The following is a 22,603-nucleotide window of genomic DNA, read 5'->3' as shown; positions in this document are numbered from 1 at the left end:
GGCACATTTTTCTCCGCACGCGCGGTCGCTTTCGGCATGCGACTGCTGTTCGTCCACTCGGACCACCTCGAATTCGAGGCCACGACGGAGGCCGGAGAGGGCGTCGCCGAGACCGAGGGCGTCCCGATGGCGGGCCGGATGGAGGACTGCGTGACCGCGTTCGTCAGCGTCGAGACCGGAGACGAGACCGACCCCGACGCCGCGGTCGCGAACGCCGCCGACGAGTTGCGCGACGTGACCGACCGGTTGAACACCCGGAACGTCGTCCTCTACCCCCACGCCCACCTGAGCGACGACCTCGCCGACCCCGACGCCGCCAAGACCGTCCTCCGGAAGCTCAAAACCTCCCTCGACGGCGACTACGAGGTCCTGCGGGCACCCTTCGGCTGGTACAAGTCCTTCGAGGTCGCGTGCAAGGGCCACCCGATTTCGGAGCTCTCCCGGCACGTCACGCCCGAGCGCGACGAGGACGGTGGCGGCGCGGACCCCTCGGGGTGCGCGCCGAGCGACTGGAAACTCGTCTTCCGAGGGGGCGAGACCGCAGACCTCCCCGAGACCGACGCCATCGACTCGCTCGACGACGAGGACGCCGACCGCGTGGGGGACGACATGCGCGCGCTCGTCGCCGACGAGGTGGAGGGCGAGACCGCGAGCGCGGACGAACAGCCCTCACACGTCGAGTTGATGCGAGAGCAGGAACTGGTCGGCCGCGACGAGTCGAGCGACGCGGGCACCCTCCGGTGGTACCCCCGCGGGAAACTGATTCGGGACTCCCTCGCCGAGTACGTCGACGACCTCGCGGTCGAGTTCGGCGGGATGCCGGTCGAGACGCCCGCGATGTACGACCTCGGGGTGCGCGCGATTCGGGAACACACCGAGGCGTTCGGCGAGCGGCAGTATCGCTTCGAGTCGGACGGCCGACCGATGCTGCTCCGGTTCGCGGCCTGCGTCGGCCACTTCTCCGTCATGCGGGACATGCAGGTCTCCGAATCGGACCTGCCCCTGCGACTCTACGAGTTGTCCACTTCGTTCCGGCGCGAGCGGCGCGACGCGGTGGCGGGCCTGAAGCGCCAGCGCGCGTTCACGGTACCCGACATACACACCGCGACCCGAGACGCGGAGCGGGCCAAGGAGGAACTCCGCGCGCAGGCGAATCTCGCCCTGCGCACCGGCGACGACCTCGGCCTGAACTACGAACCTGCGATTCGCGTGACCCGCGAGTTCTACGAGGGCAACGCGGCATGGGTCGAGTCGCTCGCGGACGACTTCGGCAAGCCCGCGCTGCTGGAGATTCTGCCCGAGCGCCACCGCTACTGGTCGGCGAAGGTGGAGTTCGCGACCATCGACCGGTCGGGTCGCCCCGTCGAGAACCCGACGGTCGAACTCGACGTGGAGAGCGCCGAGCGCTTCGGCGTCGAGTACAGCGCGGACGACGAGACCCGCCATCCGCCCGTCCTCCACTGCTCGCCGACGGGCAGCATCGAGCGCGTGCTGGCCGCCCTGCTGGAGACGGCCGCGAAGCAGGAGACGCCGCGACTCCCGACGTGGCTCTCGCCGACGCAGGTCCGGTTCGTTCCGGTCGGCGACGAACACGTCGAGCACTGCGACGCGCTCGCCGACGACCTCACGACTGCCCGCGTCCGGGCGGACGTGGACGAGCGCGACGAGTCGGTCGGCGAACGCATCGCTACGGCCGAGACCGACTGGGTGCCCTACTACGTCGTGGTCGGAGACCGCGAGATGGAGGACGACGAGGTGGAGTGCGGCAAGATGGAGGATGAGAGAGAGGGCAACGAACTGGACGGCGACGCCGAGACGCTGAAGGTGACCGTCCGCGACGAGGGCGAGGAGCGCGAGATGACCGTCAGCGAACTGAAGTCGGCGGTACTCGACGATATCGGTGATTTGCCACGGAAGCGACGCTACCTCCCGAAACACGTCAGCAAGCGCCCCCGCTTCGCGGAGCGGTGAGCGCGACGGGAGGACGACGGATGCCTCTCGAACGGGTCCGGCGACCCCGCCGCGGGTCGGCGATTCGGACTACTCGATGACCACGTCGTCGAAGTAGGCGGACTCTCCGGACCCGAGGTAGGCGTCGTAGCCCACGCCGCCGGAGGTCCACGTCGAGTCGGTGGCCGAAATCTGGGTCAGTTGACTCCCGCTACCGTCCAGCAGCGTCACGGTGTGACCCCCGCCCGACTCCCACTGGACTTCGAGTTCGTACCACGTGTCCTGCGAGAGCGTCGGAGTGGACCAGTCGGCCGCGAGTTCGGTACTCGACCCGCCCTCCAACCGGTAGAGAGCGAGGCTGTCGTCGGCGATGTTGACCCGAACGAAGTAGCGATTCGTGTGGCCTTGAACCCCGTAGCTCAGGTTGGTCTTGGCCGCGCCGCCGCTTCCGCGAACCCGATAGCTGAACGTGTCTCCGGCCGACGGGTAGGCGTTCAGCCCGGAGGTGCTGATGGCTTCGACGTTGCCGGCGGTGTACTCCAGCGCGTAGGACCCCGAATGGGTGGGCGACGAGACCACGCTTGCGCTCGAACTCCCGCGGTCGAAGTTGTACTCCGAGATGTCGCCGTCCTCGAAGTCGTCCACGACGGTCGTGGCGGTCTTGAGCCGCACGTCGTCGAAGTAGGCGGTCTCTCCCGACCCGAGGTACGCGTCGTAGCCCACGCCGCCGGAGGTCCACGTCGAGTCGGCGGTCGAAATCTGGGTCACCTGCGTTCCGCCGGCGTCGAACAGCGTCACGGTGTGTCCGCCGCTCGCTCCCCACTGGACTTCGAGTTCGTACCACGTGTCCTGCGAGAGCGTCGGAGTGGACCAGTCGGCCGCGAGTTCGGTACTCGACCCGCCCTCCAACCGGTAGAGCGCGAGGCTGTCGTTGGCGATGTTGAGTCGGACGAAGTAGCGGTTCGCGTGGTCTTGGACGCCGTAGCTCAGGTTGGTCTTGCTCGCCCCGCCGCTCCCGCGGACGCGGTAGCTGAAGGTGTCGCCCGCGACGGGGTAGTTCGGGAGTCCCGAGGTGCTGATGGCCTCCACGTTGCCGGCGGTGTACTCCAGCGCGTAGGACCCCGAGTGAGTCGGCGAGGAGACCACGCTCGCGCTCGAACTCCCGCGGTCGAAGCTGTACTCCGAGAGGTCGCCGTCCTCGAAGTCGTCGATGACGCTTCCGTCGCTGCTTCCGCCGTCGCTTCCGCCGCAGTCGCTCCCGTCGGCGGCGTCCGCGGGAGTCGTCGGGACGCAGTCGGGCATCGACACGTCCGCGTTCGACCCGACGTTGGTCGTAGTGACGTTCCCCACGAACCGGTTGTCGGCTCCGGTCCCGGCCTCGACCTGCGAGTCGATCACGTTCGCCTGTCCGTTACCGTCGCCCTCGATGACGCAGTGGGTCGAGTCCTCGTGTTCGAGCAGTACGTCGGAGTTCTCGACGTCCACCGTGCCGTCCCGCCTGACCCAGACGCCGCGGGCGTTCTCGGCACCCCCGGCATCGGGCACGTCGGCGTCCACGTGGGCCACCGAGTCGCGGACGTAGGACCCGTCGGTTCCGAGTCGGTACTGGCTGATGTTGTTGTTCCGCGCGTAGCAGTTCTCTATCTGGACCGTGCCCTGACCGCCCGAGCTGTTGCCGGGGTAGCTCCCGTAGATGCCGTTGTCCGAGAAGCTCTGGACGTTACAGTCGCGTATCGTCACGTTGCCCGAGTGGCCGTCGAACACGTAGATTCCGACCCGGCCGCTGTTCGAGGCGCTCCCGTCGCCGAGGTAGACGTTCTCGATGAGACCGGTCCCGTCCGAGGCGGTCACGTTCGCGCCCACGGTGTACCCGTCGCCGTTTCCGACGCCGCGGATGCCGACGTCTCGGATGACCCAGTCGGTCCCCTCGGCGTATATCTTCACGGCCGCGCCGTCGGCCGTCACGTCGTATATCTTGTTTTCGAGGACGCTCGGCGAGTCGTTGCCGCTGCCGACCGTGACGAACTTCTCGGAGTTCGCCGAGACGGTCACCGTCTCGTAGCTCTCGGCGCTGGCCGACCCCGCCGCACCGCCGAGCAGTCCGGCCGCCGTCGCGGTCGCGCCGACCGTCCGGAGGTAATCGCGTCGGTCGATGGTCGTGCGTGAAGTGCGTCCGTCGCTTCGTTTCTCAGACGACATGGGCGTATTTTTGGCGCGATAATATTTTATATCACGTCACTGTTTCATCCGTTTCACACCTTTTATTTTTAAACTCTCTTCTGATTTTTCGTAAATAATAGTTTAGAGGCTTTGAGGTGCGTATTCTCGGATGAACGTGGTCGAAAGCCACGTTTACGTACGTCAGCGATTTCGTCGGCGGTAACGGTCGGTTACTGCCGACTCGTGACCTCCGACCGTGCTTGGTGGTGCGTGACTAACGACCGTGGCAAGTATGCACAAACAGAATAAATCGACGAGATTTAATACCTTCGAGTAATAAATCGGGACGTCAATGGCTTCCCTCGACTTCGAACCGCAAACGTACGGAGAACTGTCGCCCGAGCGCCGGCCGACGCTCGCCCAAGCGTTGGTCCCCATCCTCGGCGTCGTCGTCTTCCTCGGCGTCGGGTCGGGCTACCTCGGGATGAACCCCCACGCGCCGCTCGTCTGGAGCGTCGTCCTGACGGGACTGGTCGGCTACTACTGGATGGACCTCTCGTGGGACGTCCTGTACGAGGGCATCGCCGACGGCCTACTGATGGGACTACAGGCGATTCTCATCCTATTCACCATCTACGCGCTCATCGCCACGTGGGTCAGCGCGGGCACGATTCCGGGCCTGATGCACTACGGCCTGTCGATTCTCACGCCCGAGGTGTTCCTGCCCGCGACCGCGATTCTGGCGGCCGTGGTCGCGTTCTCCATCGGGTCGTCGTGGACCACCGCAGGCACGCTCGGCGTCGCGTTCGTCGGCATCGGGTCGGGTCTCGGCATTCCCGCGCCGATGACCGCCGGCGCGATTCTGAGCGGCGCGTACGCCGGCGACAAGCAGTCGCCGCTCTCGGACACGACCAACCTCGCGGCCGCGGTCACGAACACGAACCTCTACGACCACATCCGGGCGATGCGGACGGGCACCGCGATAGCGCTCGGTCTCTCGCTGATTCTCTACGCGCTCCTCGGACTCCGCGCCGGCGGAGCGATTCCCGAGGGTCGGGTCGCCGAGATTCAGGGCGCGCTGGCGGGCACCTACGACCTCTCGGTGTTCGTCTTCCTGCCGCTCGTGGTCACCTTCGGCCTCGCGCTCTACGGCTACCCGGCGCTCCCCTCGCTAGTCGCGGGCGTCTTCGCCGGCGTGTTCACCACGATGGCGGTGCAGGGCGTCGGCTTCACCGCCGCGTGGGACGTGTTCCTGAACGGGACCGCGCCCCAGACCGGGACGAAACTCGTGAACGACCTGCTCGCGCAGGACGGTCTCACCGGGTCGGCGTGGACCATCACGGTGGTCGTCGCCGCGCTCTCGCTCGGGGGTCTCCTCGAACGACTCGGCGTCCTCGCGGTGCTGGCTCATCACCTCGCACAGGGCGTCCGAAGCGGAACTAGCCTCGTGGCGACGTCGGGCCTCTCGGCGATTCTGGTCAACATCTTCAGCGCCCAGCAGTACATGGCCATCGTGATTCCGGGCATGACGCTCCGGAACCTCTACGACGAGTACGACCTGGAGAGCAGCGACCTCTCGCGTGCAGTCGAGGCCGCGGGGACTCCGACGGGCGCGCTCATCCCGTGGCACGCCGGGGCGGTCTACATGTCGAGCGTCTTCGGCGTGCCGACGCTGGCGTTCTCTTGGGGCGAACCGGCCACCATCCTCAATTCGTACTTCCCGTTCTACTTCTTCGCGTTCCTCTCACCGCTGGTGCTGTTCGTCATGACCCTGCTCGGACGCGCGACGACGCCGAAGGATTCCGCCGACTCGTCGGTGCCCTCGTCGGCCGACGACTGAGGACTGTCGGCCCTTCGCCGACGAATCGCCGTCTCAGTCGGCTTTCGCCGGACTGTCCCGCTCGTGTTCGACGCCGGGGATGTTGCCCAGCGTCGCGTCGTCGTCCTCGCCCGAGGCGATGCCGCTGGTGATGATCGTCCGGATACCCTCCTCGACGGTCATGTCCACGTCGTAGACGTTCTCTTCCGGGATGTAGGAGAGGTAACCGCCCATCACGGGGTTGGGCGCGAACGGCAGGAACATGGCCACGAGGTCGTCCTCGCCGACCGCCTCGCTGATGGCCTCGGGCGACTCGGCCGTCTCGAAGCCGAGGATGTACGACCCTTCGCGGGGATACTCCACGATTTTCACGTCCTCGAAGTTCTCGGCCTCGCTCCCGAGCATCGCGTCGCCGACCCGCCGAAAACTCTTGTACACGGTGCCGACGCCGGGAACGTCCGCGAGCGCGGAATCGACCGCGACCACGATGCGCTCGCCGTACCTGACGTGCGCGAGACTGCCGACGCCGACGATGGTGCCGACCAGAACCGCCAGCGCGACGAACTCCGGGACGTACTCGAAGACGACGCTGTAGATGCCCAGCCCCGCGAAGAACTGGCCGAGCCACAGCGAGCGGGCGACCTCCACGACGCCGGTCCACTGGAGGAGGGCGACGAGCGGCGCGAACGCGCGGGCGACGAAGTTGACGATCATCGCCAGCACCCAGACCGTGACGACGAGCGGCACGATGATAGCGATGCCAGTCACCACGACGCTGAGGAGTCCGTCGTACACCGATTCGCCGGTTTCGCGGGCCGTCTCCGCAGGTGTCTCACCTTGCCCCATCCGTACCACAACAAATCAGTAATCGATAAAAGCGATTGTGGCGGAATCGCGAGGTAAGGCAACCCTACTCTGCCTGCGCGCCGACTCGTTCCGTTCGCGGCGACCGTTTCGTTCGCGACGACCGTTTCGTTCGCGACGACCGTTTCGTTCGCGACGACCGTTTCGTTCGCGGCGACTCTACTTCGTTCGCGCGCCCGTCCCCGGACGGTCGAGTCCGGCGAGGTCGATTTCTCCGTCGGGCATCGCCACGCCCTCGTAGGGGTCCTCGGCGAGCAACAGCGACCCGTCGAGGTCGGCGTAATCGAGCAGGGGCGCGAGGTGGGCCGCCGCGGAGATGGCGGCGTTCGTCTCCACCATGCACCCGAGCATGACTTCGAGACCGTGAGCGCGGGCGGCGTGAATCATCCGTTTCGCTTCGCGCAGGCCGCCGCACTTCATGAGTTTCAGGTTGGCGATATCCACCTTCCCCGCGATTCGCGGAATATCGGCGAGCGTGACGCAGGACTCGTCGGCCGCGATGGGGAGCGCCGACCGGTCGCGGACGAACTTCAGCCCCTCCGGGTCGTCGGCGGAGACGGGTTGCTCCACGAATTCGAGGTCGTACTCCGCGAGGCGGTCTATCTTTCGGACGGCCTCGCGGGGCGACCACGCCTCGTTGGCGTCCACGCGGACCGTCGCGTCGGGCGCGGCCTCGCGGACCGCCGAGATTATCTCCTCGTCGCGGTCGGTGCCGACCTTGATTTTCAGGACCGAGTAGCCGCGTTCGACCGCGGTCTCGGTCTTCTCGGCCATCCGCTCGGTGGTGTCGATGCCGATGGTGTAGGAGGTCGGGACCGACTCGTCGGGGTCGAGACCCCAGTAGCGGTACAGCGGCAGGTCGGCGCGCTTGGCCGCGAGGTCGTGGAGCGCGATGCTCACGGCGCATCTGGCGGCCGGGTTGCGCGCGACCGTCGCCTCCATCCGCCGCTCGATGCGGTCGAGTTGGTGGGGGTCGCCGACCGACTCCACGACGTCGAGGAGTTCGGGCAGGACGGCCTCGACGGTCGCGGCGGTTTCGCCGTAGTGATCGGAGGGCGCGGCCGCCCCGACGCCCACGTTGCCGTCGTCGTCGGCGATTCGGACGACGACGTTCTCGGAGGTCTCCTGCGTGCTCCGCGAGATAGTGAAGGCGTTCTCCAGCGGGAGCGACAGGCGCTCGAACTCGGCGTCGAGGCTCATAGAATCGCCTCCAGAACCGCGTCGGTCCCGTGTGGTTCGTCTGCTTCGGCGGCACCGCCGAAGCGGACCGGGTCGGTCGCGGGCGCGTCGAGTTCGTCGGCGAACGTCGCTACCGCGTCGCGGGCCGCGGCGTCGTCGCCGACCTCCTTCGTGTTGAGCGCGCCGGCGACGACTTCGGTCTCGTGGACCGGCCGGCCGAGGTCCTCGTAGAGGTCCACGTACTCCGAAATCGGCGGGATGGCGGTGTCCTCGTAGCCGTGGATGGCGTCGCGGCCCGCCTCGTGACAGAGGACCAGTTTGTCGGCCATCGACCCGTGGAGGATGCCGCAGGTCACCGCGGAGTAGGCCGGGTGGACGATGCTCCCCTGCCCCTCGACGAAGAGGTAGTCGTGGTCGTCGCCGCGTTCGAGAATCATCTCCTCGACCGCGCCCGCGGTGAAGTCCGAGACCACGCGGTCGATGGGCGTGCCCCAGTTCTCTATCATGATTCCGGTCTGGCCGGTGGGGACGAACCCCACGTCCGCGCCGCGGTCGCGGGCCGCCTCCAGCAACTCCATCGTCGCGGTCATCTTCCCGACCGAGCAGTCGGTACCGACCGTGAGGACGACCTCGGCCTCGACCTCGTCGGCGACGCCCTGCGCGACGGTCAGGTCCTCCGGGGGCTTGCGCACGTCCCAGATGTCGCAATCGTTCTCCGCGGCGAGGTCGGCGAACTCCTCGTCCTCCGCGAGGAAGTAGTGCAGACCGGAAATCAGGTCCGCGCCGCGTTCGAGCGCGGTCCGAACGTCCGAGCGCCACGACTCGTCGAACCCGCCGCCGATGGGCGCGATGCCGACGATGAGCGCGTCTACCTCGGGCACGTCGTCCATCCCGGCGACGATGGGGGCGTCCTGCACGTCGGGGAGGAAATCGGAGACCCGCTTCCCGGCGTTCTCACGGTCGAGGACCGCTTCGACCTCGTAATCGGCGTAGCGCAACAGGCCGACCGCAGTCTTCGCACTGTCGGGGAACTTCTCGTGGGCGAGTACGGCGACTTGCATGCGTGGGAGGTCGTGGCAGGGGGCTATAAAAGTCGGTGTGGCGGAAGCGCAGTGGTCGGCGAGGTGACGGGACCCGAGACGCTCCTCACTCGTTGATTGCGCCCGGCGCATCGGTCACGGTTCCGACGGCGCGCCCGGCGACGGCGACGCCGAGGACCGCGAGAACCGGGACGAGACCGACGAGCGCGAGCGCCGCGGCGGGCGTCGTCGCGTCCGCGACGCGCCCGCCGACCAGCAGGAACGGAACCCGGACGAGCGCGCCGACGAAGGAGACGGCGCTGAGGGTCGTCGCCCGGCCGACCGACGCCGCGCGGTCGTTCAGGTAGGCGCTGTGAATCGGGGTGACGACCTCCCGGCAGGTCCGGAACCCGACGACGGCCGCGAGGGTCGCACCGACGGCGACCGGCCCGCCGAGCGCGCGCGCGGCGACGAGCGGCATCGCCATCGCGGCCCCGCCGAGACCGACCAGCGCGAGGAGCGCCGGAACCGCGCCGAACGCGTCGCGGAGCGCGCCGGCGCGGTCCACTGTGACCGCCGAGAGCCCGGTGAATCCGGCGTAGAGACAGCCCAAGACGACGAACTCGGGGAGCGCGACCCCGGCGAGCGTCGCCGTCGTCCGCGGCAGGACCGCGACCACGACCGGCTGGAGGTAGTCGCCCGCGGCGACCGCGGCACCGGCGTAGACCGCGACCGCGCCGACGACGACGCGGAGGTCCGGCCGCGCGAGGAACCGGCGAGCCACCGCGAGCGCCCGACGCGGACCGAGCGAGCCGTCGTCCGAACCGCCCTCTTTGCCGCGGTACCCGGCGTTCCTCGGGAGCGAGGCGACGATGGCGACGCCCGACCAACTTAGCAGGCCGGCGCAGACGAACGGAATCCGCGGGTCGAGGACGTAGAGCAGGCCGCCCGCGACCATCGTCGTCGCCGTGACCCAGAGCCTGAGCGCCGAGCCGCGGCTCTCGACATCGGCGTAGCGGTCGGCGTCGCCAGCCTCGTCCAGCGCGTCGTAGAGCCACGCCTCGGTACTGCCGGACTGGAACGCCGCGCCGAGGCCGGTGACGACGAAGACGGCCACAACCGCGAGCGTCGAGCGCGCGACGAGCCACGACGAGATGCCGACCGCGAACAGCGTCTGGCTCGCGATGAGGCTCCGCCTGCGGCCGAGTCGGTCGCCGACGTAGCCGGTCGGGACCTCGCCCAGAACCGTGACCGCGGCCATCGCCGACCCGCCGAGCGCGAGGTCGGTGAAGGTCACGCCCCGGTTCACGAGGAAGACGTTCAGAAACGGCGCGATGAAACCGATGGCGCTGACACAGCGGTAGGCGTAGTAAGTCAGCACCGCGCGCCGGAGGTCGTTCATCGGGACCACCGCCGGAGGGAGCGACTACGGAAGCGCGCGGTCGGCCGTCGGTTCGGGAGGTGATACCGTCGATTCTGAGAACGATACTGTCGAGTCGAGTTCGGGATAGCGTGTCGGAACATCTGGCGTGACGAGGGAAACAGTCGCGACGCTGACCGTCGCGCGTAGCCGGTACTCGACCGGCGGGCGGGTCCGCCGTCCGCGGACCCACCACTGCGCGAGGTGCGTCGTCGGGGCTACGGTCGGAGCGTCACGCCGCGTTCGACATGTCGGCGACTTCAGCCGAGCGTGACAAAAATCTGTCGCTCGTGTGCGGTGCTGTCTCACGGTTTGGGGACGGAGAATATTGCTAAAGAAAACCTACAGGCGTGTTTAACATCACCAGACGATTACTACAGCGACCGGCGGCCGTCGTCGCGTCCGCGACGCGCCCGGCGAGTTACGACCGGCGGGAGTCGCCGACCGTCGGGTCGCGCGGCGGCGGTGCGTTCTCCTCCTCGCCCGGCGGCGTCCCCAGCCCCGGCGGTTCCGGCGCGGGGTGTTCGAGCCAGCCTTTCTGGCCGTGAATCGCCTTGTACGCTCGGCGGAGCAACTGCTGGGACGGACTCCGGTCCACGCGCGGCGCGACCCGCCCGTCCCGAATCGCCGCCGTGAGGCTCTCGGGCGTGAGTTCGTCGGCCTCGACCGCGGTGTAGGCCCGCCCGACCTCGACCGGGTAGTGGGCGTCGCTCCCGCCGACCAGCGGCAGGTCGCGGACCTCGGCCAACTGCTCGACCCACTCGGCGGGGTCGGTCCCCTTGCCGTTGACCTCCACGGCGTCGAAGTCGGCGTCGGCCTCCCGGACCGTGCTGTTGCGGAACGGGTGGGCGATGATGGCCGCACAGCCCCGGTCGTGGGCGAGTTCGACGGTCTCCGCGGGCGTGAGTTCGCCCTCGGGGGTCTGGGCCGGCGGGTCCGGCCCGACCACGAGCGCGTGGCCCCGCGAGGTCGTCACCTCGATGCCGGGCAGGACCGCGAACGACTCGCCGCCGGCGTCGAACTCCCGATAGTAGTCGTGGTTGGTCGTGACCACCGCGTCGAGACCGCGGTACGCGGCGGTCCGCGCCAGCAGGCGTGCGCCCACCGGGTCGTACGCGCGACCGAGACTCGGGACGCCGTGGAAGAATCGCGTGTGGGTGTGTAGATCGACGTTGAACATAGCGGAAGGAAGGGAGAGAGCCGGTTATCCGTTTGGGCAGATGGACCGCCCCGCCGACCGCGATTCCGCGCCGGGTCGCGGAATCGCGGCCAAGCGCGGTCTCGGGGAAGTTACGCGCCGCGCAGCACCAGCCACGCGGCGAACACCGCGACGCCGCCGAGGCCGGTACTCGCCACGGCGCGCGCCCGGAGGCGGTCGAGCAGGTCGTGGGCGTCGTCCGTTATCTGGGCGACTTCGTACACCTCGCCGCCGAGTTCACAGCGCGGCAGGAAGTCCATGGCGACGTGGAGGAACACGCCCGCCGCGAACCCGAAGACGACGGCGTTCACGGGGTCGCTGGAGGGGAGTTTCAGGAGCGCGGCCGGAATCGCGGTCAGGCCGACGCCCGCCGCGGGGAACAGCAGAACCGACACCGGCTTGTTCGCACGCCGGAGGCGGTCGGCCGCGGCGTAGCCCGCCGGACCCTTGTGCGAGACGATGGCCAGTCCGAGCAGGAGCCCGAGGTTGGGCATGTTGCCGTAGACGAGACCGATGATGGCTCCCGCGGCGAGCGAGTGGGCGGTCAGCTCTGCGGCGGTGTGGTCGAATGGCAGGTCCATGTGGGTCGCCCGGTGGCCGAGCGTGTGCGCCGAGAAGCCAACGAGGACGCCCAGCGCGAGGCCGAACCCGCCGAACTTCGGGTGGTGGTCGATGGCGCTCGGCACGACGAACACCGCCGCGCTGGTTATCATCGCGCCGCTGGCGAGTCCGTACCCCCACACCAACCGCCCGGCGTCGGTCGTCGCGCCGGTCCGGCCGCCCAACAGCGCCGCGCCCGCCATCGCGGCGAACGCGACCCACGCGATGCCCGCGACTTTCGGGGCGTTCGCCCAGAGCGCGAACGGCGTGAGTGCGACGAGTACGACCGGACCTGCGAGACCGAGACGAGAGACGCGCATGTTGTTAACCCCATCCCGTGAATTAATAAGCCCTCCGATTGGCGGAGGTCGGAGTCGCGTCGGTCGGTCGGTCGCGCCGCCCGGTCGCTCGCCTCGGCGACTCGGTTCGATTCCGTCGCGGCGTACTTGCCGTTCGAGCGCGTCGTCGAGACCATGCGTGACGTTCCCGCCCTGTCGCTGACGTGGCGCGAGGGGCTGTTCGCCCACTGGCCGGTCGAACCGTCCCGCGTCCGGCCGCTGGTCCCCGACGCGTTCGAGGTGGACACCCGCGAGGGGACAGCGTGGGTGTCGGCGCTCCCCTCGCTGGTCGCGGCCGCGAGGCTCCGGTTTCTCCCCGAGCGCGCCGGACTCACCTTCCCGCAGGTCAACCTCCGGACGTACGTCCGCCACGAGGGACGACCCGGCGTCTACTTCCTGAGCCTCGACGCGACGACCGAACTCGGCGTCCGACTCGCGCGGGCGGTCTGGGCCCTGCCGTACCACCGCGCCGAAATCGACTTCCAGCGGTCGGGCGAGCGACGCCGGTTCGACAGCCAGCGCCTCCACACCGACACCGCGCCCGCCAGATTCGCCGCGGAGTACCGGCCGACGGGCAAGCCGACCCACCCCGACCCCGACTCGCTGTCATCGTTCCTCGCCGAGCGCTATCGGCTCTATCTGGTCCGCAACGGCGGCCGCGGGACCGACAGCGAGGGCACGGACACCGGGTCGGTCTGGTGCGCCCGCGTCGAACACGACCCGTGGCGACTCGCCCCGGCGGAGGCGTCGGTCCACGCCGACTCCCTGCTGGAGTCGGTCGGCCTGCCCGCGCCCGCCGAGGACCCGGTGGTCCGGTACGCGCCAGTCGCCGAGTTCACGGTTCGGACGCCGTTCCGGGTCTGAGTCACACGTCGTACGTTCCGGTGTAACCGCCCGCCGAGATTCGGACCTCGCCGACGCTGAAGTTCGCGGCGTCGAGTCCGCGGTCGGTCGGCCGCACGCGCTCCGTCAGGTCGAACTTCGTCCGCGAGGGGACGTAGGTGAGATACGCCGTCTCGTCGTAGGGCATCGTCGCCATCTCCGTGAACGAGACGTAACCGCCGTCTACCGTGACCGCCGCGCCTTTCGGGAGCGTCTCGCCCTCGCGGGGCGAGATAGCGATTACTCGAATCTCGGAGTCGCTCGCCGCGACCGTCTCGACGGACACGTCGTATCGCGGGCCGGTGTCCAGCGGGAGGGCGCTACACCCCGCCACGGTCGAGATGGCGACCAGCGCGAGCGCGAGCAGGAGTCTCTTCATCGGTGACATCTCCTCCCGGTCGAGACAAAACTGTTGGCGCTTCGCCCGCGACCGCAATCAGCGATTTACCGCTCGCCGCCGTTCTCCCTGCCGTGACGACGATACCCGAGGAGTTCCGCGACCTGTTCGAGAAGGAGACGTTCGCTCACGTCGCCACGCTACTGCCCGACCACACGCCCCACTCCGTCCCGGTGTGGATAGATTACGACGCCGAGGACAACCACCTGCTGGTCAACACCGTCCGCGGGTCGCGCAAGGAGCAGAACGTCGAGGAGAGCGCCCACGTCGCCGTCTCGATGACCGACCCCGACGACCCCTACCGCTTTCTCGCGGTCCGCGGCGAGGTGGTCGAGATTACCGAGGAGGGCGCGGTCGAACACGTCAACGCGCTCGCCCGGCGGTACCTCGGCGAACCGGAGTACCCCCGACTCGGCGAGGAGGACGCCCCGCGAGTAATCGTCCGGATTCGACCCAACAGCGTCACGACGGGGGGCGACCCGACGTAACGGCGCGCTCCCCGAGCCGAGACTGAAAGGCGTCTTTCAGTCTCTCGAAGGTTTAACTCGGCCGGTCGCGGACTCGGCGTATGGACGGACTCACGCGACGCTCGCTCCTCGTGGCGGTCGGCGTCGGTCTCGCGTCCGCCGGGTGTCTCTCGGACGCCGGCGGACCCGCGGCCGGCGGTGGAACGACGACCAGCGGTAGGCCGACCGACGCGACGCCGACCGACGCCACGACGACGCGGGCGACCGAGAAGACGACTCGCGGAACCGACGGCGCGACGACCGATTCGGCGGCCGACGCGACGACCGGCGACTGGATAGCCCAAGCCTCGAACAGTCCCGACCCGAGCCACGAGGTCACCGTTGAGAGCGACTTCTCCGGGTCCCGGAGGCTCCGGGTCACGGTCGTCCGGAAAGCGACCGGCGAGACCGTCTTCGAGACGACCGACGAGTTCTCCCGCGGCGAGCACACCCTCTACAATCTGAAAGCGGCCGACCCCGAGGGCGTCGAGGAGTTCCGAGTCTGTGCGGAACTGCTCTCGGCGGGCACGAGTACGGTCGGGAACGCGACCGCGACCGTCGGCGGAGCGACCGCCGCGACCACGACCGATTCGCCCCGCCGCGACTGCGTGACCCTCGCCACCAACGAGTGCTACGGGAGCGCCCACGTCCGCCTCTCGGAGGACGGGTCGATGAACATCATCTACGCCATCTGTTGAGCGATGTCGGTGCAACCTCGCTTCGGGCCCGTCGCCGCCGCGCGCAGGACGGTTTCGCGGGTCGGCTCGGTCCGGGTCGCCGTCGCCGGAGTCGTCCTGCTGGCGCTCGCGGCCCGACTGTTCGCGCTCGGGTCGCGGGTCGCCCATCAGGACGAGGCCCGCGTCGCGTACTGGGCGTATCGCTACGCCGAGTCGGGCGTCTACTGGTACCGGCCCGTGGTCCACGGTCCCTTCCTGACCATCGTGAACGGCAACGTCTTCGCGCTGTTGGGAGCCTCGGACTTCACGATGCGACTGGTGCCCGCGCTGGTCGGCGGTCTGCTCCCGCTCGGGGCGCTGCTGTTCCGCCAGCGCCTCCGGGACTCCGAGACGGTCGCGCTCGCGCTCCTGCTCGCGGCGAACCCGTTGCTACTCTACTTCTCACGATTCTACCGCAACGACCTCCTGCTGGCCGGGTTCATGCTCGTCGCGGTCGGCTTCTTCGTCCGGGCGTACGACCACCGTCGCCCGGCGTACCTCTACGCCGGGACCGCGGCGTTCGCACTCGCGGTCACGACCAAGGAGAACGCGTTGGTCTACCCGGTCTGCTGGTTCGGGGCCGCGGCCCTGCTCTGGGACCGGCGACTCCTCCGCGAGAGCGACGAGACGAGCGCGCTCTCGGCCGCGGCGGACCGCGTGCGCCGCGTCGCCCGCGGCGTCTGGCGCTGGCGAATCCCGTTCGCAGTCGCGGTCTTCGAGTTCTTCGCCGTCGTCGTGTTCTTCTACGCGCCGCGGGGAGCAGGGGCGAACGCCTCGCCGACGCTCGGGGGGACCCTCCGGGACCCGACCCTGCTCCCCGCGCTCGTCGGCGAGGCGACCCTCGGGTCGTGGCACGAATTCACCGGCAAGTGGGTCGGCGGCAACGACCACTCGTACCTCTGGACCGCGAAGTCGCTCTGGCCCGCGCTGGCCGAGGGCGGCGCGGTCGTGCTGGCGTTTGCCGCGCTCGGGTTCCTCGTAGACAGGTACTCCGGCGAGTCGCCCCGAGACGTGGTGGGGTTCGCGTTCTTCTGGGGCGCGTCGAGTCTGGCGGGGTACCCCGTCATCGTGGACAACCCCTTCCCGTGGGAGGTCGTCCACGTCGTCGTCCCGCTGGCGATTCCCGCGGCGGTCGGCCTCGCGCTGGTCGCGCGCCTCGGCGCGGCCAGCATCGCGGACGGCGACGGAATCTCGGCGGCCGCGGCCGCGGTCGTCCTCGTCCTCGTCGTCGCGCAGGTCGGCGGGACGGCGGTCGCCACGTCGTATCTCCACCCCCAGAGCGACGACAACGAGTTGGTCCAGTACGCCCAGTCGGGGAGCGAGATGAAACCGCTCCTCGGCGACCTCCGGCGAATATCGAACGTCAACGACGGCATCGACGTGCTGTACTACGGCGCGACCTTCTACGCCGCCGACGAGAGGTCCCTCCGCACGCCGCCGGGCACCGGCGGGTGGTTCGACCGCCTGCCCCTCGCGTGGTATCTGGAGGCCGCCGGTGCGACGACCGACAGCACGACCCGGCCCGGAATCGTCGGCGCGGACCCGCCGCCGGTCGTGGTCGCGCTCGGGAACGTCGAGACCTGCGACGAACCGTACGCCAACGCCAGCGACATCGACCACCACCTGCGCGACTACGAGCGCCACGAGGTCCACCGTTTCCTCCACGACAGCGGGTGTCACAAGAGCAGTCTCGTCGTCTTCGTGGCCGAGAACGCCAGCGAGCGGGCGGTCGCGCTGGACCAGAATAGCTGACGTTTCCTACGCCGTCGACTTCCTGAACTCCTTCAGGCCGACGACGCCGCCGTCGAACGCCTCGGGGTCGGCCTCCGTAGCGACCCAGTGGAAGAGGTCCGCGGCGTCCTCGGGGTCCCGACCCTGCCCGCCGGTGAGGTCGGTGGCGACAGCGCCGGGTTCCACGACGCCGACCGACTGGTCGATTTCGGCCGCGAACTGCCGGACGACCGCCTCGGCCGCGGCCTTCGAGACCGCGTAGGAGCCGTACCCCGACTTCGCCTCGCGGGCGACCGTGCCGGAGGGGACCAGCACGCGCGCGTCGTCGGCGAGGTGGGGCAGGGCCTCCTTGACCGCGGCGAAGACGCCGCGAGCGTTGGTCCGGAACGAGTCGTCGAACGCGGAGTAGGCGTCGTCGGCCAGCGGCGACTCGCCGGGACTGCCGTGAAAGACGCCCGCGCAGGCGACCACCACGTCGATGCCGCCGTCGCTCCCGCGGGCGGCGGTCTCCATCAGTCGCTCCACGTCGAACTCGTCGCGCACGTCGGCGCGCATCGCCTCGATTGCTCCCGCGGCGTCCGATTCTTCCACGTCGGCGACCAACTCGTCGAGGTCGTCTTTCTCTCGCGCGCACCCGACGACGCGAGCGCCCTCGGCGGCGAACCGTCGCGCGACCGCCGCACCGATGCCTCGACTCGCGCCCGTCACGACCGCAGTCTGTCCGTCCATACCGCCACAGAGGGACTCCGACGCCAAACCGGTTTCTGCATCGTCGGACTCCGGCACAGTTACGTCGCCGGAGTCTGCACGGTCGAGCGTGTTCAGAGCCGGTCACTACGGCGTCTCGCTCGCGCTCTACGCCCCGGTCGGCGGACTGCTCGTCGCCGACGGCCACCCTACCGCGGCCGTGGCGGGCGGCGCGATACTCTGCTGGTTCGCCATGCTCCCCGACGTGGACCACCGGCTACCGGGCGTCTCCCACCGCGGACCCACGCACACGCTGGCGTTCGCCGCGCTGGTCGGTGGCACGGTGTGGGCCGCCGCGAGTGCGGGCGCGTCAGCGGCCGGACTCGGGAGCGTCGCGGTCGGCCCGGTCGGATTCCCGGCGTTCGCTGGGAGCATGTTCGCATTCGCGGTCCTCGCCCATCTGGTCGGCGACCTGCTGACGCCGATGGGCGTGGCGCTGCTGTGGCCCCTCTCGGGCCACCGCTACTCGCTGTCGGTGACGCCGGCCGATAGCACCGCGTGGAACTACGGCCTGTTCGCGCTCGGCGTGTTCGCCAGCGCCGCGGCGGCGTATCTCGGCCTCGCGGCGACGAGCGCGAGCGGATTCCCGTAGCTTCCGGCGGGACGATTCCGCAGCGAGTTTGCGGGGCCTCAACCCTTTTCAGCGTCGGCGGCCTGCTACCGGTGTGACTCGGGACTCCGACGACGCGCCCCGCGACGGTTCGCCCGAGCGTTCGTCGCTCGCCGACGACGAACTCCTCGCGCCCTTCCGCGAGACGGAAGACCCCGTACTGACCACCGAGGAGGTCGGCGGGTCGGTGCCCTACCGGCGGCGGGCGACCGCGGCGGGACTCGACCGACTGGCGAACGACGGCGTCCTCGAACGCAAGTCGGTCGATGGCGAGACCGTCTGGTGGCTACCGGGCCACACCGCGACCGAGAGCCGGGGCGGACCGATGCCCGGCGAGAGCCGAGCGGACGAGGGCGGGCTTCCCAAACCGCTCGAAAACGCCATCTCGACGCTCTCGGCTCCGAGCGAGCCCGAGCGCGTGGCGGTCTACGCGACCTGTTACTACATCGTCGAGGAGGGTCCTGCGACCGGCGACGAACTCCGGGACGGGGTGTACCCCGACTACCCGGCGGACCACGGCGACGCCGACGAGTGGTGGACGACTTGCGTGCGGCCCTCGCTGTCGGCGCTGTCGGCCGTCGAGCGAACGGAGTCCGGCTGGCGACTCGCGGAGAACTGACCCTCAGAACTCCGAGAGCCTGGCGCTCTCGACGGCGCGGCGGAGCGGCCGGGACTCGTCCTCGGCGGCGGCGCTGAGGTGTCGATACAACCGGCCGGAGCAGTCGCGGAGGCGGACCGACTTGGTCTCGCGGTCGTACTCGACGACGTTCGCGGTCGCGAGTTTCGGGAGGTGGACGTGATGGAGCGACGCGGCGACGCGCTCGATTTCGGCGTCTTCGCTCGCCGCGACCGCCTCGGCGAGGTCCGAGAGCGCGACCGGTCCGCTACGACGGTGCAGGGCGTAGAGGACGCGACGACGGCGTTCGGACGCGAGAACGTCGAACGTCGCGTCGAGCGAGTCGTCCACCGAACCGAGCGGCGCGAGGGAGTCGTTCGTTGTCTGTACGTCGGTCGGGTTGTTCGGCGACTGGCCCATGTGCCTTGCTATAACGTAACACGTCCACGGAAGATAAATCTATGTGTATTTATAGAAAGTACGTTGACGGGAAAGGAAGGCGCGTGAGGGCGCGCTGCGGCCGTCGCTCCGCGCTCCTCCCGGAGTAATCGGCACTTCGACCGACTCACCGGTCGCGGTACGTGAGTTCGTCGGCCTTGTTCGTGACCGCTCGCATCATACACCCGTGGCAGACCCAGACGTCTCCGCCGGTCCGCGAGACCAACCGCGTTCCCTCCGGCTTCTGCTGTTCACAGATGTCACAGACTCGCATACGAAGGGTTCGCCGCCCTGACGTTTCAATCTCTCGGGCGTTCGGCCGCCTCGCGGTCGAAACGCGTGTCCCGGCGGTTCGCCGCTCCGCTCGGAAATCGCGTCGCCCGGCGTCGGGGTTCGTCCGGCGGCGGACTTTTGAGTCCGCCCGCCGACAGTTTCGGTGACGAACGATGTCGAACCGAGAGACCGGCCCCGCGCCGACCGAGGAGACCGAGCCGTTCACCGAGGAGACCGAGCCGTGCTGACCGACTGGTTCGTCCGCGTCGCGGGCACCGACCCCGTGATACAGGGACTCGTCGGCGGCGTCTTCATCGCAGTGCTGAACACGCTCGGGGCCGCGCTGGTCGTCGTCTGGCCCGACCCCTCCGAGCGCGCGCTCGACGGCGCGCTCGGGTTCGCCGCGGGGGTGATGCTCTCGGCGAGTTTCACCAGCCTCATCCTGCCGGGCATCGAAATCGGCGGTATCGGACCCGTGCTGGTCGGATTCGCGCTCGGCGTCCTCCTGCTCGACCGGGCCGACCAGTGGGTGCCACACATCCACGTCCTCGTGACTGGTCGCCGGAACGTCCGGGCGAGCGGGGTGAGCGAGTCGAGTGGTGTGAGCGAAGCGAACGCGAGCGACGCAGACGCGACCGAGACGGGCGACGCGACCGAATCGAGTGCGACGCGGACGAAGGGAAGCGCCGGGGCCACCGACGCGCCGAGAATCGAAGAAGACACCCCGACCGGCCGGGAACGTATCGACCCCGACGACCCCCGGACCGCTTCGGTCCTGCTGTTCATCGTCGCCATCACGCTCCACAACATGCCCGAGGGACTGGCGGTCGGCGTCAGTTTCGGGTCCGGGAACGTCGGCGACGCGCTCGCGCTGATGCTGGCCATCGGCGTCCAGAACGTCCCGGAGGGGTTGGCGGTCGCGGTCGCGGCTGCCAGCGCCGGGTTCGGGTCGCTGTTCTACGCCACGCTGGCGGGCGTCCGCGCCGGACTCGTCGAGATTCCACTGGCGGTGATCGGCGCGCTCGCCGTCGGCGTTGCCGCGCCCGTCCTCCCCTACGCGATGGGGTTCGCGGCGGGTGGGATGCTGTTCGTCATCAGCGACGAAATCGTGCCCGAGACCCACGCTCGCGGCCACGAGCGCGTGGCGACGCTCGGCACGATGCTCGGCGTCGCGGTGATGCTCTATCTGGACATCGTGTTGGGGTAGTCCACCGACAGACTCAGGACGCGCCACATCTTCGGTTCGAGACGTGACCGAGCCTCGAATTCGCAGTGCGACCCCAGAGGACGCCGAGCGACTCGCGGCGGTCTATCGGAGCGCGTACGCCGAGAACCGCCGACTTGGCTTTCCGGCAAAGGCGGAGTCCGCGACTGCCGAGCAGGTCGCGGAGTGGATTCGGGAGAGTCGGGTCTTCGTCGCCGAGGCCGGAGCCGAACTCGTCGGCGGGGTCAGACTCGAAGCCACCGACTCCGACCGGGCGAAACTCAGTCGTCTGGGCGTCCGCGAGGACCGGAAGGGCGAGGGCGTCGGCCGAAAACTGCTCGACCGCGCGGAGCAAGCGGTCCGCGACGGCGACCGGGAGACCGTGTGGCTCACGACGCCCGACGGACATCCGTACCTCGCCGACCTGTACCGCAGTCGCGGCTACGAGAAGACCGGCGAGTACCCGCTTTCGTACCGCGAGTACGACGAAATCGTCATGGAGAAACGAGTCGGATAGTTCGAGTCCCCGACCGGGACCGCAGAAATCGGAACAGTTCAAACCGTTCACACCACGTCCGCCCGCGTCTCCGGCAGTAAATCGAGTTGAACAGAATGGAATTCTTATACTTTCTCGGCCGGTCGGTTCGCCGTATGGATTGGACGACGGCTACGCTCTGTCAGGCGAGTCATACATGACGGACGAGGAGACGGTCGCCGCGAGCGACGAGACGGTCACGGTCGCCGGGCGTCTCGTTCGACCGACGCGAGTCGAGGGCACGGTCCTCGACGTGGACTGGGGGTATCCCTCGTCCATCGTCGTGACCGTCGAGAAAGACGAAGGGCGGTACGTCGAGACGTACGAACTCGCGGCCGTCGAGCGCGCGGCCGACGTGGAGTAGCGAGTCGGGCGCGGTGCCGATGGAGAACGTCGCGCCCGCGCCTCCGTAGCCGGACGATTCCGCCCGGAACCGCGCAACCCCTAACCCTCCCGAGACCCAAGCGGAGGTATGAGTGAACACGAGGAGCGAGAGGCCCGCGAGGACCTGCCCGAGGACGACGCGGAGTGGCGCGAGCGTCTGAGCGACGAGGAGTACCGCGTCCTCCGGGAGGCCGGGACCGAGCGGCCCTTCACGGGTGACCACGTGGACCGGAAGGAGGACGGCACCTACGCCTGTGCGGGCTGTGGCGCTGAACTGTTCGACTCGGACACGAAGTACGAATCGGGGTGCGGGTGGCCGAGTTTCTACGACGCGGACGACGACCGCATCGAGATGCGCCGGGACACCAGCAAGGGGATGGACCGCATCGAGGTGCTGTGCGCGAACTGCGGCGGCCACCTCGGTCACGTCTTCGAGGACGGTCCCGAACCGACCGGCAAGCGCTACTGTATCAACTCGGTCGCGCTCGACTTCGACGGCGAAGACGAGTCGAGCGACGAGTGAAAACCGGCGGTCACCCGTGAGTCACTCACGAGTCACGCCGACTGATTCCTCGCGGGACACGCCGACGCCTGACGGCGCTACGACTGGAGAACGGTCTCCGATTCGTTTCGCCCGTCGAACCGTCGATATCGATCGGTCACGAGTCGATACTCTCGGTTGGTCAAGGTAGTCCGTCACGTCCGGACCGACCTCTCAGACCCGAAGCCGAACCGTGTTCTCCGTGATGTCAGAGACGTACTGGTCGCGGAGGTGATGCACGTCCTGTTCGACCGGTCCCTCCCAGCCGAGTTGGTCCACCGTCTCGTTTGTGTCGTCGGTGGTAACGCTCACGTACATGTCGCCGTTGCGGACGTCATCCACCGTGCCGATTTCGACGCCACCCTGCGTGACGACTCGCTTGCCGATGTGGTCGTCCGAGTAGTCGGCCATGTCTGGCGTTCGCTTTCCGGTCGGGAATGCGTTCGGGCCGCGTCGGTCCGGTCGCGGCCCTCACC

General features: G+C 68.8%; 24 protein-coding genes. 12 read left to right on the top strand and 12 right to left on the bottom strand.

What is annotated here, in order from left to right; all coding sequences use genetic code 11:
* Positions 1-36: 36 nt before the first annotated feature.
* Positions 37-1,971, top strand: a complete 1,935-nt coding sequence (locus M0R88_RS01625) for a threonine--tRNA ligase (protein ID WP_248655225.1) — start codon at positions 37-39, stop codon at positions 1,969-1,971.
* Between the two features lie 69 nt (positions 1,972-2,040).
* Here M0R88_RS01625 and M0R88_RS01620 read toward each other — a convergent pair whose 3' ends face one another.
* The gene (locus tag M0R88_RS01620) at positions 2,041-4,149 is read right to left on the bottom strand and encodes a hypothetical protein (RefSeq protein WP_248655224.1); all 2,109 of its coding nucleotides are present in this window, start codon (positions 4,147-4,149) and stop codon (positions 2,041-2,043) included.
* Positions 4,150-4,462: 313 nt separating this feature from the next.
* On the opposite strand from M0R88_RS01620, the gene arcD reads away from it, so the two are divergent.
* A complete protein-coding gene (gene arcD / locus M0R88_RS01615) occupies positions 4,463-5,950 on the top strand; it encodes an arginine/ornithine antiporter ArcD (RefSeq protein WP_248655223.1) in 1,488 nt (495 codons plus the stop codon).
* A 33-nt stretch (positions 5,951-5,983) separates the two neighbouring features.
* Here arcD and M0R88_RS01610 read toward each other — a convergent pair whose 3' ends face one another.
* The 6 genes from M0R88_RS01610 to M0R88_RS01585 all read right to left on the bottom strand — a co-directional run bounded on the left by M0R88_RS01610 (position 5,984) and on the right by M0R88_RS01585 (position 12,529).
* Positions 5,984-6,775 (bottom strand): DUF502 domain-containing protein, encoded by a 792-nt coding sequence (locus M0R88_RS01610; protein ID WP_248655222.1) that lies wholly within the window; start codon positions 6,773-6,775, stop codon positions 5,984-5,986.
* A gap of 177 nt (positions 6,776-6,952) precedes the next feature.
* Positions 6,953-7,993, bottom strand: coding sequence for a dipeptide epimerase (locus M0R88_RS01605; protein WP_248655221.1), 1,041 nt, complete (start codon positions 7,991-7,993; stop codon positions 6,953-6,955).
* Complete coding sequence (locus M0R88_RS01600) at positions 7,990-9,033, bottom strand: N-acetyltransferase DgcN family protein (protein WP_248655220.1); 1,044 nt, start codon at positions 9,031-9,033, stop codon at positions 7,990-7,992. Before M0R88_RS01600 ends, M0R88_RS01605 begins: the two co-directional genes overlap by 4 nt.
* Before the next feature lie 85 nt (positions 9,034-9,118).
* Entirely contained in the window at positions 9,119-10,393 is a 1,275-nt protein-coding gene (locus tag M0R88_RS01595; RefSeq protein WP_248655219.1) for an MFS transporter, read from the bottom strand.
* Between the two features lie 439 nt (positions 10,394-10,832).
* Entirely contained in the window at positions 10,833-11,591 is a 759-nt protein-coding gene (locus tag M0R88_RS01590) for a CehA/McbA family metallohydrolase (RefSeq protein WP_248655218.1), read from the bottom strand.
* A gap of 110 nt (positions 11,592-11,701) precedes the next feature.
* The gene (locus M0R88_RS01585) at positions 11,702-12,529 is read right to left on the bottom strand and encodes a ZIP family metal transporter (protein ID WP_248655217.1); all 828 of its coding nucleotides are present in this window, start codon (positions 12,527-12,529) and stop codon (positions 11,702-11,704) included.
* A gap of 153 nt (positions 12,530-12,682) precedes the next feature.
* Between M0R88_RS01585 and M0R88_RS01580 the strand changes: the two genes are divergently transcribed.
* Complete coding sequence (locus M0R88_RS01580) at positions 12,683-13,411, top strand: YqjF family protein (RefSeq protein WP_248655216.1); 729 nt, start codon at positions 12,683-12,685, stop codon at positions 13,409-13,411.
* Position 13,412: 1 nt separating this feature from the next.
* On the opposite strand, the gene M0R88_RS01575 is transcribed toward M0R88_RS01580, so the two are convergent.
* Positions 13,413-13,808, bottom strand: a complete 396-nt coding sequence (locus tag M0R88_RS01575) for a hypothetical protein (RefSeq protein ID WP_248655215.1) — start codon at positions 13,806-13,808, stop codon at positions 13,413-13,415.
* Positions 13,809-13,900: 92 nt separating this feature from the next.
* Between M0R88_RS01575 and M0R88_RS01570 the strand changes: the two genes are divergently transcribed.
* The 3 genes from M0R88_RS01570 to M0R88_RS01560 all read left to right on the top strand — a co-directional run bounded on the left by M0R88_RS01570 (position 13,901) and on the right by M0R88_RS01560 (position 16,800).
* Positions 13,901-14,314: a pyridoxamine 5'-phosphate oxidase family protein gene (locus M0R88_RS01570; RefSeq protein WP_248655214.1), complete on the top strand. Its 414-nt coding sequence runs from the start codon at positions 13,901-13,903 to the stop codon at positions 14,312-14,314.
* A gap of 80 nt (positions 14,315-14,394) precedes the next feature.
* The gene (locus tag M0R88_RS01565; protein WP_248655213.1) at positions 14,395-15,030 is read left to right on the top strand and encodes a hypothetical protein; all 636 of its coding nucleotides are present in this window, start codon (positions 14,395-14,397) and stop codon (positions 15,028-15,030) included.
* A gap of 9 nt (positions 15,031-15,039) precedes the next feature.
* Positions 15,040-16,800, top strand: coding sequence for a flippase activity-associated protein Agl23 (locus M0R88_RS01560; RefSeq protein ID WP_248655212.1), 1,761 nt, complete (start codon positions 15,040-15,042; stop codon positions 16,798-16,800).
* 6 nt (positions 16,801-16,806) lie between these two features.
* Here M0R88_RS01560 and M0R88_RS01555 read toward each other — a convergent pair whose 3' ends face one another.
* On the bottom strand, positions 16,807-17,508 hold the full coding sequence (locus M0R88_RS01555; RefSeq protein WP_248655211.1) for an SDR family NAD(P)-dependent oxidoreductase: 702 nt from the start codon (positions 17,506-17,508) through the stop codon (positions 16,807-16,809).
* A gap of 88 nt (positions 17,509-17,596) precedes the next feature.
* Between M0R88_RS01555 and M0R88_RS01550 the strand changes: the two genes are divergently transcribed.
* Both M0R88_RS01550 and M0R88_RS01545 read left to right on the top strand, forming a co-directional pair.
* Complete coding sequence (locus M0R88_RS01550) at positions 17,597-18,118, top strand: metal-dependent hydrolase (protein ID WP_248655210.1); 522 nt, start codon at positions 17,597-17,599, stop codon at positions 18,116-18,118.
* A gap of 73 nt (positions 18,119-18,191) precedes the next feature.
* The gene (locus M0R88_RS01545; protein ID WP_248655209.1) at positions 18,192-18,755 is read left to right on the top strand and encodes a hypothetical protein; all 564 of its coding nucleotides are present in this window, start codon (positions 18,192-18,194) and stop codon (positions 18,753-18,755) included.
* Between the two features lie 3 nt (positions 18,756-18,758).
* Here M0R88_RS01545 and M0R88_RS01540 read toward each other — a convergent pair whose 3' ends face one another.
* Positions 18,759-19,172: a DUF7344 domain-containing protein gene (locus M0R88_RS01540; RefSeq protein WP_248655208.1), complete on the bottom strand. Its 414-nt coding sequence runs from the start codon at positions 19,170-19,172 to the stop codon at positions 18,759-18,761.
* 145 nt (positions 19,173-19,317) lie between these two features.
* Entirely contained in the window at positions 19,318-19,464 is a 147-nt protein-coding gene (locus M0R88_RS01535; protein WP_248655207.1) for a hypothetical protein, read from the bottom strand.
* Between the two features lie 240 nt (positions 19,465-19,704).
* Here M0R88_RS01535 and M0R88_RS01530 point away from each other — a divergent pair, with 240 nt between their 5' ends.
* From M0R88_RS01530 to msrB, 4 genes are all read left to right on the top strand, one after another.
* Entirely contained in the window at positions 19,705-20,670 is a 966-nt protein-coding gene (locus M0R88_RS01530; protein ID WP_248655206.1) for a ZIP family metal transporter, read from the top strand.
* A gap of 43 nt (positions 20,671-20,713) precedes the next feature.
* A complete protein-coding gene (locus tag M0R88_RS01525) occupies positions 20,714-21,184 on the top strand; it encodes a GNAT family N-acetyltransferase (RefSeq protein ID WP_248655205.1) in 471 nt (156 codons plus the stop codon).
* A gap of 175 nt (positions 21,185-21,359) precedes the next feature.
* Entirely contained in the window at positions 21,360-21,566 is a 207-nt protein-coding gene (locus M0R88_RS01520; RefSeq protein ID WP_248655204.1) for a hypothetical protein, read from the top strand.
* A gap of 108 nt (positions 21,567-21,674) precedes the next feature.
* Positions 21,675-22,109 carry a peptide-methionine (R)-S-oxide reductase MsrB gene (gene msrB, locus M0R88_RS01515; protein WP_248655203.1) on the top strand — a complete coding sequence of 145 codons (435 nt, stop codon included), beginning with the start codon at positions 21,675-21,677 and terminating at the stop codon, positions 22,107-22,109.
* 192 nt (positions 22,110-22,301) lie between these two features.
* On the opposite strand, the gene M0R88_RS01510 is transcribed toward msrB, so the two are convergent.
* Positions 22,302-22,538, bottom strand: a complete 237-nt coding sequence (locus tag M0R88_RS01510) for a DUF8593 domain-containing protein (RefSeq protein WP_248655202.1) — start codon at positions 22,536-22,538, stop codon at positions 22,302-22,304.
* Positions 22,539-22,603: the final 65 nt, after the last annotated feature.

Origin of the sequence: Halorussus gelatinilyticus (assembly GCF_023238445.1) — an archaeon.
GTDB classification, from domain to species: domain Archaea; phylum Halobacteriota; class Halobacteria; order Halobacteriales; family Haladaptataceae; genus Halorussus; species Halorussus gelatinilyticus.
This window is presented reverse-complemented; position numbering and strand designations above follow the sequence as displayed.